Here is a 13,027-nt window from a genome sequence, read left to right as displayed (position 1 = left end):
TCAGATGCGCTCTCTATTGCCTTTGGCGGCCGTGTAACGGTTGGCAGGCATCGAAAGCCCCAGGTTCTCGCGCAGCGTCGATCCTTCATATTCCTCACGAAACAGTCCGCGCCGCCGCAACTCCGGCAAGACAAGGCGGACGAAATCTTCCAGGCTTGCGGGAAGTGTCGGGAACATAAGAATGAAACCGTCGGCGGCACGGGTTTCGAACCACTCTTCCATGTAGTCGGCGATCTGTTTTGGTGTCCCGGTTATTCCGTTTCCGGTGTGGCGTTCGGCGTAGTGGCGGATCAATTGTCCCACTGTCTGTCCCTGTTTGACGAACTCGACGAGCTGGTCGAACATCTTGCGCGAGCCCTTCGGTTCGGCGGGCAGCCGGTCCATCGGAAATGGCTGATCGAGGGGGACGCCACGAAGGTCGGCTTCGAGGAACTCCGAAAGCATCAACCGACCCACGTCCGGATGCAGGCTGTCGATGAGAAAATCGACTTTTGCCTTCGCTTCGGCCTCGGTCTCCCCGACATTGACGACAATTCCCGGCATGACCTTGAGATCTTCGGGATCGCGACCGAATGCCGGCATACGTGCTTTGACGTTCTGGTAGAAAGCCCTGTTGCTCTCGATGTTGGATGCCAGGCTGAAGACGATTTCAGACGTCCGTGCAGCAAGGTTCATTCCGGCCTCGGAGCCGCCGGCCTGAGCAATAACAGGCCGCCCCTGCTCGGAAGGCGCAATGTTGAGGGGGCCGCGCACCTGAAAATGCTTGCCGACATGATTGAGGGTATGGTGCTTGTCCTTGTCATAATAAACGCCGCTTTCGCGATCGAGCAGCAAGGCATCGCGTTCAAAGCTGTCCCATAGGCCGAACACTACGTCGATGAATTCCTGCGCGCGCTCGTAACGGACGGCGTGAGGATCGAGACCCTGACGATTGAAGTTGTAGCCGGTCTCGTCATGATCGGAGGTGACGACATTCCAGCAGGCGCGTCCCCGGCTCAGCTGATCGATAGACGCGAAAATCCGGGCGACATTGAAGGGTTCATAATAGCTCGTCGATACCGTCGAGACCAAACCCAGTCTTTCCGTCATCACCGAAAGTGCCGAGATGAGAGAAAGCGGTTCGAACCGGTTCTGCTTGGTCGGGCTGCGCGCCAGGGCGTCGGGGTCACCAACGGCAGCCGCAGCGGAATCGGCGAGGAACATGAAATCGAATTTGGCAGCTTCAGAAATTCTGGCCACATTCAACATGTGGCTGAAGTCGGTTGCTGCCGTTACCTTGCTTGCCGGGTGCCGCCATGCGGCTGCATGGAAGCCGAACGTGTAAACAAAGGTTCCGAGCTTGATCTTGTCCTGCCGTTTCGACATCGTTCCCTCTTTTGCCTGATACCAATTCTGGTCTCAGGCTATTCGAGGATCAACGTTGCAACAATCGGCCGAAATCTTCTCCGTAGGTTAGAAATACTAACAAGGATTAGTGGCGCGTCTGCGCATCAGCCCGAGAGGCTGCGGCGCCACGCCACGGGATCACATTCCCGTTGGAAGGCCTGATGATGGCGCTTCACTATAAGTATTCATAAGTCACACTTAAGTCGCTGTTAACCAACATCTGGTCAATTTATTCATATAAGAAGTTGTCTTCGCAGGCGAATTTCGCGCAGGCGCTTCATTTTCATGACCACATGACGCGGTCGTCTTTTCCCAAAAAAATGTTTCCAGATCCGTTGAATTCGCTCGGTGAAAGCCGAGGAGTTCGCGCGTCTATTCGCCCGCAATCCAATGATAGCGAGGACAAGTGCAAATCGTATTGGTCGATGACAGCAAGTCGATTCTTGTTGCCCTGAAAGCGACGGTCCGCGGGCTTCCGGATGTCGGCACCATCGTGGGCTTCACCGATCCCACGGAGGCGTTGGAATTCTGCCGCAACAATGCGGTCGATCTACTTGTGGTGGATTATACGATGCCGAAATATAACGGCATACAGCTCCTCAAGGCACTGAATACGTATGAGCATTTCGCTCATGTGCCTGTCATCATGATCACATCGGAAAGAGGCCGGCCTGTCCTTATCGAAGCGATAGAGAGCGGTGTCACGGAATTCATCCACAAGCCCTTTGACCCGGTGGAGCTGAAGGCGCGGGTGCGCAACCTTCTCGCCTTGCGCAAGGCGCAGCGCGATCTTGCCGGACAGGCGCGCAGCCTTGTGGATGAGGTGCGCAAGGCCACCCGCCAACTCGCGGCCCGCGAAGAGGAAATCATCTGGCGCTTGGCGCGGGCCATCGAATTCCGCGACGGCCACACCGGCGACCATATTTCCCGCGTCGCGCAAATCAGCATGCTGATGGCGAAGGATCTCGGCCTCGATGACGAGCATTGCCGCATGATCTATCTCGCGGCCCCCTTGCACGATGTCGGCAAGATCGGAATTTCCGACAGCGTGCTGCTGAAGCCGGGTCGCCTGACGCCTGATGAGATCACCGAAATGCGAAAACATGTCGGTATCGGTGTGCAGATTCTCGAAAACGGTTCATCGGACCTGCTGCGCATAGCCGAGGCGATTGCAGGCGGCCATCACGAAAAATGGGATGGAACGGGATATCCACACGGCTTGTCGGGTGATGGCATTCCGTTGGAAGCCCGTATCGTCGCCATTGCCGACGTCTTTGAGGCTCTCTGCTCCGAGCGTCCTTACAAGAAGGCGTGGTCAACCGAAGAGGCCTATGCGCATGTTGTCGCGCAGAGCGGCAGCCATTTCGATCCCGCCTGCGTCGCGGCGTTCCAGCGCCAATGGACGCTGATCGAGAGGCTCATGACGGGTCACGACGTTCTGGAGATCGAAGTGCCGAGCCTCGAAACACCGGAAGAACAACCGATCAGGGCGGACGGCGGCATGCAAGCCGAAGCCGTTCGGGAGGCTCCCCATGTTTGATGAAACTACGAATGACACACTGAAGATGCCGCAGGCGCTTTCCATACGGTCGATTGCGCCGGCACACGGTCTTCTTCTCGACCGTCTCAAAGACACCGACACGCTGGTGGTCGAGGTGCCGAAGGATGCGGATGCGGATTTGAGCTTCGTGCAGCTGATGGAAGCCTCGCGCAATTTCGCGGCGCAGAACAACAAGACGATAACATTGAAAGAGCCGGCTGACGGTCAGGTTTTGCAGACATTGCGGCGGGGCGGTTTCCTGTCGCGGATGGATGAAGCCTCCCGCCAGTTCTGGTTGCATGGAAAGGACATATCATGAGCGCACATATTTTAACGGTCGACGATTCCGCCAGCATTCGCATGACGACGAAGATCGCCCTCACAGGCGCCGGCTACCAGATTACCGAGGCCGTTGATGGGCAGGACGGTCTTGCCAAGGCGAAGGCCGCGAATTTCGACCTTATTGTCACTGATCTCAACATGCCGAACATGAATGGTCTCGAGATGATCGAAGCGCTTCGGCAATCTCCGGCTCATACCGGCATTCCGATCATCTTTCTGACCACGGAATCCGATGCCGACATGAAGGCGCGCGCCAAGGCCGCCGGTGCCACCGGCTGGCTGACCAAGCCCTTCGATGCTGAACATCTGGTCAAGATCGTCAGAAAGGTCCTCGGAAAATGACGACGCTGGACCCTATTCAGGTTTTCAGAACGGAGGCTGCGGAGCTTTTCGAGCAAATCGAGGGTGGCCTTCTCGATCTGCTTCACGATTTGACCGATCAGGATCAGATCGACGCCGTTTTCCGCGGACTGCATACATTGAAGGGGTCCGGGGCAATGTTCGGGTTCGAGGCGCTTGCCGCCTTCACCCACCATTGCGAAACCGCCTTTGACCGGGTGCGCAAGGGCGAGGTTCCGGCAACCAGCGAACTGGTCGCAGCCGTTCTCGAAGCGCAGGATCATATGCAGGCGCTGGTCGACAATCCGCACGGCGTACAGGGCGATGTTGGAGAGCAGCTGCTCGCCAAGCTTCGTGCGGCAGTCGGCACTCGTGGCGATGGCGGTGTCCTGACACATGTTCCGGCGCAGAATCTCGCCAGGAAGCAGGCAAAGGCAAAAGCTGCCACTTGGGAAATCCGGTTCCGGTTGCCCGTCAATGCGATGGCAAACGGAACCAATCCGCTTGGTCTTCTTGATGAGCTGGCCGAACTCGGTGATTGTGAAATCGTCGCGGACACCTCGACAGTGCCGTCTCTCGATGCCCTCAATCCGACCGATCTCCATCTGGGCTGGACAGTCCGGCTGACGACCGAGCAGCCGCAATCGGCAATCGAGGACGTTTTCATCTTCGTGATGGATGACATGGAGATCGATATCCGCGCAATCGAAGCGGTTGTTGAAGAAGAGCCCCCCGTTTCCGAAATTATGCCGGAAGCGAGAAAGGTCGCCGCCGATCCGAAGGGCGGCAAGGCGGCCGAAAACGTGCGGGTGCCTGCTGAAAGACTTGACGAGTTGATGGACCGGGTCGGTGAACTCGTCATTGCCCAGTCCCGCCTTTCGCAGCTGGCGGGTAGCAGCGTCGATATTCTTTTGCGCTCTGTTTCGGAGGATGTCGAGCGTCTTTCCGGAGAACTTCGCGATACGATGATGGTCTTGCGAATGGTGCCGATCGCCCAGCTTTTTGGTCGGTTCCGCCGTCTGATCCATGACCTGGCACGGGAAACGGGCAAACAGATCGAGCTTGAGACCGAGGGCGAAGGCACAGAGGTCGACAAGGCGGTGATCGAACGCTTGGCTGATCCCCTCGTGCACCTTGTCCGCAACTCCTGCGACCATGGTCTCGAAAAAAGCGATGAGCGTGTGGCGGCCGGCAAACCGGCGATGGGGCGGATCACCCTCATTGCCCGCCAGTCGGGCGGTGATGTGACGATCACCATCCGTGACGATGGCCGCGGCATCGATCGCCAGCGCGTCCGGGCAAAAGCGGAGGCTTCCGGCCTTCTGGCTCCGAACGCGCAAGTCAGCGATCAGGAACTGCTGCAGATGATCTTCCAGCCGGGCTTTTCGACAGCCTCTGAAGTCACCAGTCTTTCCGGCCGTGGTGTCGGCATGGATGTGGTGAAGAAGAGTGTCGAGGCCCTTCGCGGCACGATCAGCGTCACCAGCACGCCGGGCGCGGGTTCGGAGGTTTCGCTGGCGATCCCGTTGACGCTGGCCATCATCGACGGCCTGCTGGTGCGGGTCGGCAATGGTTGCTACGTCATTCCGCTGCCGGCGGTGGAGGAATGCCTCGAACTGTCGCCTGACGACGATATTCGTTCGCGGGACCGGTCCTTCATTTCACTGCGCGAGAGCCTCGTTCCCTTCATTCGCCTGCGCGAATTGTTCAACACCGGAACCAAGCCGGATCAGTTCCAGAAGATCGTCGTCATTTCCACCGGCTCCGAGCGGGTCGGGCTTGTGGTCGACCAGATCATCGGCGATCACCAGACGGTCATCAAGGCCATGTCGAAACTGCACCATGACGTCGCGACATTCTCCGGCGCGACCATCCTCGGTGACGGCAATGTCGCCCTTATCCTCGATGTCGCCCATCTGGTGATGGCGGGGCAACAACAGGAGGCGCGATTGCGGGCCGCGGGATGAACCAGTCTCTCTTGAAGCAGACGGACGAATTTTGGGGCGTGTCCGACGCCGTGGAAGTTCTGACCTTCAACATCGCGGGCGAGACCTTCGCCATCGAGGCGGTGAAGGTCCGGGAAATTCTGGATCTTCTGCCCGAAACCGCCGTGCCCGGTGCTAAAGCCTTCGTGGCGAGTGTTATCAACTTCCGGGGCAAGGTCATCCCTCTGGCCGACATCCGTCTTGCCTTCGGCATGGAAGCCACCGAGCGAACCATTGATAGCCGTATCGTCGTCATAGAACTGCCGTTCGATGGCGAGCCGGCATTGATCGGCATCAGGACCGATAAGGTCAACGAGGTGACCACGTTCAGCCGGGCAGCCAGCGAACCGCCGCCGAGCGTCGGCATGCGGTGGCGGGCGGATTACATCCATTGCCTCATCAAACGCGGCAGCGAGTTCGTCATTCTTCCAAATCTGACAGCAATTTTCACGGGGCATCGCGAGTCCGGACCGGTTTCGTCCAGCGCGCGTGGCAACGTCATCGAACTTTCCAAGGAGCATTGAGATGCGATTTACAATCAAGATGAAGCTGGCGGTTGCCTTCGGCTTTCTGATCCTGATGCTTGCCGGAACGGCCGGCTACGGCATCTACAGCCTCGGTATCGCCAAGAATGCCATGGACGATGTGGTCGACGGCACCGTCGTGCGCCTCGACAAGGTTCACCAGATGAACGCACTGGCGCTGGCGACTGTCCGGTCGCAGAAGAATATCATCCTTGCTGCTTCGCCGGAGGAAACCCAGCTTTTCAAGGCAGCCGGTAACGAAAGTCGCGACCAGTTGACGGCCATGCTGAATGATATGGCAGCCACCGCCAGCGCCGAGACGCGTGCGTTCTGGACGGATCTGCAGGCCATCACCAAGGCTTTCGAGGCCAGTGATGATCACGTCCGGGAACTGGTTGCGCAGGGCAATACGTCGCTCGCCGCGTCGTACTCGTCCGGCAAGGGCCGTGACGCTGCCAATGCCCTGACCGGGAAACTGGGCGAGGGCGTCAAGATGAACCGTGACCGTCTTGAAGAATCGAAGCAATTGGCGGCGGACGACTATGAGCAGACCCGCACCCTGCTCGTTGGTGCATCGGTCGTTGCCGTGCTCATCGCCATCGCGACAGCATTCTGGATCGCGCTCGGCATCAGCAGCGGATTGCGCAAGATCATGACCGTGGCGGAGGCGGTTGCGATCGGCGATCTCGATCAGAATGTCGAGATCAAGACCAATGACGAGATCAAGGATCTCGTTGAGCGCATCAACACGATGACGGGCAATCTGCGCAATACGGCAGGCATTGCCGACCGGATTGCCGATGGCGATCTTACCGTCATGCCGAAACCCCTGTCCGACAGGGATACTCTCGGCCTTGCGCTGGAACGGATGGTTGAGCGCCTGCGTGGCATTGTCGCCGATGCGCTTTCCGCTTCGGACAACGTGTCCTCCGGCAGCCAGGAATTGTCGGCCAGCTCCGAACAGCTGAGCCAGGGCGCGACCGAGCAGGCATCGTCTGCGGAAGAGGCCTCGGCCTCGATGGAAGAGATGGCTGCCAACATCAAGCAGAATGCCGACAATGCCGCACAGACGGAAAAGATCGCGCGTCAGTCGTCCAAGGACGCCGAAGCCAGTGGTGAAGCCGTCAACCGCGCCGTGGTCGCCATGCGCACCATCGCCGAGAAGATTTCCATCGTGCAGGAAATTGCCCGCCAGACCGATCTTCTGGCGCTGAACGCCGCCGTTGAGGCGGCCCGCGCCGGAGAACACGGCAAGGGTTTTGCTGTCGTGGCATCGGAAGTGCGCAAGCTCGCCGAACGCAGCCAGGCTGCTGCCAGCGAGATCAGCTCGCTTTCCGGCGAGACCGTGCAGGTGGCAACCGAAGCGGGCGACATGCTGAACCGTCTGGTGCCGGACATTCGCAAGACCGCCGAGCTGGTCGCCGAAATCTCCGCCGCCTGCCGTGAGCAGGATATCGGCGCCTCCCAGATCAACGAGGCAATCCAGCAGCTTGACAAGGTGACGCAGCAGAACTCCGGCGCTTCGGAGGAAATGTCTGCGACTTCGGAAGAGCTGGCCGCACAGGCCGAAGAGTTGCAGAGCAGTATCGCCTTCTTCAAGGTGGATACCTCAAGCGTCTCGTCGCGCCCCGCACAGGCTGCGCATCGGCCTTCCGCAAAGCCTGCTGCCACGCGTCCGGCGATGAAGCCGGCCCCCGTTCGCAAACCGCAGACGGGCAATACCGTCAGCGCCCAGCAAGCCCGCGTCAAAGGTTTCGCACTGGATATGTCCATGGGCGGTCCCGATGCTGACGACGCGGATTTCCGCGAAAGCGCGTGACCATGACCAGCACATCTTCAGAAGGCCAGTTCGTGACATTCAGCCTCGGTGAGGAGGTCTTTGCGGTATCCGTCGCGGTCGTCCGTGAAATCCTCGACTATGAGGACACGTTCAAGATTCCGCATAGTCCTGAATATCTGCTGGGTCTGAGAGATGTGCGCGGGCAGGGTGTGCCCATCATCGATCTGCGGCTGCGGCTCGGAATGAGCCGCAGCGTGCGGACACCCCATACCCGCGTGCTGGTGCTGGATATTCCGTTTCCATCCCGCACGCTGGCGATAGGTCTCGTGGCGGACAAGGTATTCGAGGTGACGCCGTTCCGTCGCGACCAGATGGAAACCGCACCCGATATCGGCGTTCACTGGAACTCCGACTACATTGCGGGTGTGGTTCGCCGGGAAGGTGATTTCGTCGTCATCATCGATCTTGCAAAGCTTTTCTCGAATGAAGAAAACGCCATTGCCCGGCAGGGCGGCACACCGGTTCAGGCGGCATGAGGAGAGCCCTTTCCGTGGATGCCTCCATTGCTGCCAGCTCCGCGCATGATGGCCTGAGCCAGCGGGATTTCCGGCTGCTCGCCGAATACATCTACAATTACAGCGGCATAAAGATGCCGGACAGCAAGCGCACCATGCTGGAAGGGCGTCTGCGCAAGCGCCTTCGCGCCACGGGGCATGCCACCTTCGCTCAATATTGCAATTTCCTCTTCCGCGAAGACGGACTGGAAGAGGAAGCGATCTACCTGATTGACGTGGTGACGACCAACAAGACGGATTTTTTCCGCGAGCCGAACCATTTCGACTACATGGAGAAATTCGCTTTGCCTGCACTTGCGGGTGAAGGCCATGGGCGTATCCGCGCCTGGAGTTCCGCCTGTTCGACGGGTGCGGAACCCTATACCATGGCGATGGTGCTGGCCGAAGCGGCCGAGAAACAGGTCATCAACAATTTCAGCATCCTTGCGACCGACCTTTCCACTGATGTGCTCAGGAAAGCCCATAGCGGTATCTATGCCCGTGAACTGCTCGAACCGGTTCCGGCCGACATGATGCGGAAATATGTCATGCGGTCGGTCGATGCCGGACGACGGGAGGTTCGTATCGTGCCGCGGCTGCGTTCCAAGATCGGTTTTGCCCGCCTTAATCTCATGGACCCGACCTACCAGATCGGCGATGCGGTGCACCTTCTCTTCTGCCGTAACGTTCTCATCTACTTTGATAAAAAAACGCAGGTGCACGTCCTGACCCAATTGTGCAAGCGCCTGGTACCGGGCGGTTACCTTTTCATCGGTCATTCCGAAACGATAACCGGTATCGACCTGCCCCTGCGGCAGGTCGCCAATACCGTTTTCAAGAAGCAATAGCGACAGAGAGCCATGTCGAAAAAAATCCGCGTTCTCATCGTCGACGATTCCGCCAGCGTCCGGCAGACCCTGACGGAGGTTCTCGAAAGCGATCCCGGCATTGAGGTGATCGGGGCCGCTGCCGATCCGTTTGTTGCGGCCAAGCGCATCCAGGAAGAAATTCCCGATGTCATCACGCTTGATGTGGAAATGCCGCGCATGGACGGCATCACCTTCCTGCGCAAGATCATGTCGCAGAAACCGATCCCTGTAGTCATGTGCTCGTCGCTGACCGAGGCCGGATCGGAAACCCTGCTTCAGGCGCTGGAGGCGGGGGCAGTCGACATCATCCTCAAGCCGAGGATAGGCGCTGCCGATCATCTGGCGGAGCAGGCCACGCGCATCTGCGAGGTCGTCAAAAGTGCGGCGCACGCCCGCGTCGGCACTGCGCGGGCGGCACTGCGTTCGGCTGCCGCAAGCGGTCCGCAGGCCAAGCTCACCGCCGACGCCGTGTTGCCGCCGCCTTCGGGCAAGGCCATGGCACGCACCACTGAAATGGTGGTCTGTGTTGGTGCATCCACCGGCGGCACAGAAGCGTTGCGCGCAATGCTGATGAAGCTGCCGGCCAATTCACCCGGCATCGTGATCGTTCAGCATATGCCGGAAAAATTTACCGCCGCATTTGCAAAACGCCTGAACAGTCTCTGCGATGTCGAGATCAAGGAGGCCGAGGACGGCGATCCGGTGCTGCGCGGCCATGTGCTGATTGCGCCGGGCGACAGACATATGCTGCTGGAACGGCAGGGTGCACGTTATCGCGTTTCGGTCCGCACCGGGCCACTGGTTTCGCGACACCGGCCTTCGGTGGACGTTCTGTTTCGTTCTTCCGCGCGTGCCGCCGGTGCCAACGCCATGGGCATCATCATGACAGGCATGGGTGACGATGGCGCACGCGGCATGCTGGAGATGCACCAGGCCGGCGCTTTCACGGTGGCGCAGGACGAAGCATCCTCTGTTGTCTTCGGCATGCCGAAGGAAGCGATCGCCCATGGCGGTGTCGACAAGGTTCTGCCGCTCGACAGGATCGCGCTGGAAATTCAGGCCGAAGACCGCCGCCGCTGATGGCGTGACCCGTTTTTTACCCGGCATTAACCAAACTCGCCAATGATGGCGGCAACACCATGCGACAGGTGCGTTCCGCGAGGCATGACCGTCTCCGCCCAGTTTTCCGGATCATGCCATGCCAGTTATCACCTTCGCGAATACCAAGGGCGGTGCCGGGAAAACTACGGCGGTTCTTCTCCTGGCGTCCGAACTGGCGCGGCGCGGATCGCGGGTTTGCGTCATCGATACCGATCCACAGCGCTGGATTTCCCGCTGGCGTGAAAAGGCCGATGCGCGTGTCGATTTTTCAGTCATCACCTATGTGACGGCGGCGACGTTACAGCAGCATGTCATCGACAGCCGCCGTGCGTTCGATCATGTGATCATCGACCTGCCCGGCGCGCAATCGCCCCTGCTCGCGACTGCGATCGGTCTCTCCAACCATGTGCTGATACCCGTTCAGGGCAGCACCATGGATGCGCAGGGCGGGGCGCAGGTGCTGGAGCTGCTGCGTTATCTCGATGAAAAGGCGAATATCCGGATCGACCATTCCGTCGTGCTGACCCGCGTCAATCCGCTGGTCACGACCCGCGCGCTTCTGGCCGCACGGGAACTGCTGGCGCAAAGGAATGTACGTGTTCTCGATACGCCCATTTTCGAACGTTCTGCGTTTCGCGATATGTTCGAATTCGATGGATGCCTGCATATGATGAAAGCCGGCCATGTCAGCAATCTAGACAAGGCTCTGCAGAATGCCGAAGCTTTCGCCGCCGAGGTTCTCCGTCTCCTTGAGGCCTCCAGCAAGAAAAGCCCTGGCAAACTGATGCAGGCGGCCTGACGCCGGCAATCCGGCGCAGTAGAAGCGCCCCATCGATCCCGTTTAAATCGAATACGCTCTAGAAAAGCGCGTCGGCGAACAGATCGTCGTCATCTTCGACGGTGGCGGGTGCTTTCTGCCCGGACGCAAGATCGACCGGCAAGTAGCGAAGATGCACGTCGCGCTCCTGCGCCATCGTGTAGATCTTGTAGATTCGTGCCGAAAACGGCTGGATTTTCTCCGCGAAGCCGGAAATGTCGCCGGCGCCGCCGGCGGCCAGCCCGCTTGCCACGTGATGGCATTCTTTCAGAACGTCGCCGAGTTCGCTTTCGAAATCGAGCTTGATCACGGCGGCACTGATGCGGCTGAAAACGGCCTGACCTTCCGTGGCGAGATCCTGAAGACCGGTTTCCATCTGACCCTTCGCGTGGCTTATGGCTTCCAGCGCTTCGTTCAATGGTTCCCGCAGGTCACCGGCGCTTCGGTTCTCTGCCGTCTTCAGATTTGTAATTACGCTTTCGATCCGGTGGAGATTGGCAACGATCGAATCCGCCGGGCCTTCCAGCTTGTCGGCAAAGACCCGCAGCTCGCCGCTGACGACATTGACCGCCCGGCCTTCGTCGCCCAGTTTCGAGCAGCGCAGGTTTGAGTTCAGCGCCATATAATGGATTTCAGTCTTGATCGAACGCAGCACTTCAATGCCGTGCAACAGGTCCTGTGCGGTACCGGTAACGGAAGCGACGACCGCATTGGCATCCGCCATGCCCTCCTGAACACGCCCGGCCAGATCGCACGCCTTTGCTATGTCCTTCTCAAGCAGCTGCAACGCGCTGCCGCCATCATTGGCAGCATCTTCCACCAGGGTGTCGCGCAGTGAAAGAATGGTTGCGGCATCGTCGGCGAAACTTGAGATGCCTGCAAAAATCTTGCGGCAATCCTGCTGGAACGTGGTTGCCATCTCGTCGATCTGGGCGCTGACCATCTCGAAAACGGTGTCGTAAAGAGCGTCCATTTCGGCGGAATTTAACGCCTGCGCCTCTTCGGAATTCAGATAATCGCTGAACAGGGCGAGTGTCGTCTGCACATGTTCGACACGTTGGCGGGTGATGTCGCCGATCTGGAGGGAGGACAGCGTTGCCGCTATCTTGCCCTGCACGCCCTGCGCAACGGATTTCACCTTGGCCGCCATGGCCGTCATGGCGCGATGCTGTTCGCCGATGCGACCGGAATTTGCCTTCAAACCTCCGACGATGCCGGGGATCGTTGCTTCGAAATCGGCGCCGATGACGGAGGAGACGTCGCGCGCTCTGGCAAGCTGCTTGTCCATGAGATCGAGATATTGCGCGAATTTGCCGACTTCAGTGCCGCCGAAATGGATGCGTTCGCGGATTTCCTCGGCAAAGGAGGAAAATTCGGCGATGCCTGCGCCGGTGATCTTTACCGTGACCGCAAAGGTTTTCAGGTAACGGATCGTCTCGCGGATATCATCGACATGGCCGTTTGCAGATTTGCAAAGGGAACTCATTTCAACGAAGGCGGCCTGTCGCAACTGTTCGGTTTCCGGCAGGCGGACCATGTCCTCAATAGTCTTTTGCATGTTGGCCATTGCCGCATCCGCGGTATCGCCGTCCATCGAACCCGTCATGCGGTCCAATATGGTGATGAGCTGGTTCAGGATGTCCATGACTGAAACGAGCACGGAGCCGCCTTCGAGAAAGGTCTTCTCGATACGAGACTGTGCGGTTGCAAGGCGCGCGGTCAGGTACGCTTGCGGATCACTGGCTTCAGCTTTTGGTTGATTTTTCACGACGGCACTGTTTCCCATACTC

General features: G+C 58.9%; 12 protein-coding genes. 10 read left to right on the top strand and 2 right to left on the bottom strand.

Going from position 1 to position 13,027, the window contains the following annotated elements; genetic code table 11:
* Positions 1-1,365, bottom strand: coding sequence for an LLM class flavin-dependent oxidoreductase (locus CRO62_RS16120; protein ID WP_097100875.1), 1,365 nt, complete (start codon positions 1,363-1,365; stop codon positions 1-3).
* 427 nt (positions 1,366-1,792) lie between these two features.
* On the opposite strand from CRO62_RS16120, the gene CRO62_RS16115 reads away from it, so the two are divergent.
* From CRO62_RS16115 to CRO62_RS16070, 10 genes are all read left to right on the top strand, one after another.
* Positions 1,793-2,926, top strand: coding sequence for an HD domain-containing phosphohydrolase (locus tag CRO62_RS16115; RefSeq protein WP_284180555.1), 1,134 nt, complete (start codon positions 1,793-1,795; stop codon positions 2,924-2,926).
* A complete protein-coding gene (locus tag CRO62_RS16110) occupies positions 2,919-3,245 on the top strand; it encodes a hypothetical protein (protein WP_097100873.1) in 327 nt (108 codons plus the stop codon). Before CRO62_RS16115 ends, CRO62_RS16110 begins: the two co-directional genes overlap by 8 nt.
* Positions 3,242-3,610 carry a response regulator gene (locus CRO62_RS16105; RefSeq protein ID WP_013636814.1) on the top strand — a complete coding sequence of 123 codons (369 nt, stop codon included), beginning with the start codon at positions 3,242-3,244 and terminating at the stop codon, positions 3,608-3,610. The genes CRO62_RS16110 and CRO62_RS16105 overlap by 4 nt, the downstream gene beginning before the upstream one ends.
* Positions 3,607-5,574, top strand: coding sequence for a chemotaxis protein CheA (locus tag CRO62_RS16100; protein ID WP_097100872.1), 1,968 nt, complete (start codon positions 3,607-3,609; stop codon positions 5,572-5,574). Before CRO62_RS16105 ends, CRO62_RS16100 begins: the two co-directional genes overlap by 4 nt.
* On the top strand, positions 5,571-6,116 hold the full coding sequence (locus tag CRO62_RS16095; RefSeq protein WP_003514184.1) for a chemotaxis protein CheW: 546 nt from the start codon (positions 5,571-5,573) through the stop codon (positions 6,114-6,116). The genes CRO62_RS16100 and CRO62_RS16095 overlap by 4 nt, the downstream gene beginning before the upstream one ends.
* A gap of 1 nt (position 6,117) precedes the next feature.
* Positions 6,118-7,935 carry a methyl-accepting chemotaxis protein gene (locus CRO62_RS16090; protein WP_097100871.1) on the top strand — a complete coding sequence of 606 codons (1,818 nt, stop codon included), beginning with the start codon at positions 6,118-6,120 and terminating at the stop codon, positions 7,933-7,935.
* 2 nt (positions 7,936-7,937) lie between these two features.
* Positions 7,938-8,432, top strand: a complete 495-nt coding sequence (locus tag CRO62_RS16085) for a chemotaxis protein CheW (protein ID WP_003514179.1) — start codon at positions 7,938-7,940, stop codon at positions 8,430-8,432.
* A complete protein-coding gene (locus tag CRO62_RS16080; RefSeq protein ID WP_065658622.1) occupies positions 8,429-9,298 on the top strand; it encodes a CheR family methyltransferase in 870 nt (289 codons plus the stop codon). Before CRO62_RS16085 ends, CRO62_RS16080 begins: the two co-directional genes overlap by 4 nt.
* A 12-nt stretch (positions 9,299-9,310) precedes the next feature.
* Entirely contained in the window at positions 9,311-10,399 is a 1,089-nt protein-coding gene (locus CRO62_RS16075) for a protein-glutamate methylesterase/protein-glutamine glutaminase (protein ID WP_097100870.1), read from the top strand.
* Between the two features lie 118 nt (positions 10,400-10,517).
* Entirely contained in the window at positions 10,518-11,219 is a 702-nt protein-coding gene (locus tag CRO62_RS16070; RefSeq protein ID WP_013636809.1) for a ParA family protein, read from the top strand.
* Positions 11,220-11,277: 58 nt separating this feature from the next.
* On the opposite strand, the gene CRO62_RS16065 is transcribed toward CRO62_RS16070, so the two are convergent.
* Entirely contained in the window at positions 11,278-13,005 is a 1,728-nt protein-coding gene (locus tag CRO62_RS16065) for a chemotaxis protein (protein ID WP_097100869.1), read from the bottom strand.
* Positions 13,006-13,027: the final 22 nt, after the last annotated feature.

This window comes from Rhizobium sp. AN6A (assembly GCF_900215635.1).
GTDB lineage: Bacteria > Pseudomonadota > Alphaproteobacteria > Rhizobiales > Rhizobiaceae > Agrobacterium > Agrobacterium tumefaciens.
Note: the sequence above shows the minus strand (reverse complement) of the source record. Positions and strands in the feature narration are given on the sequence as shown.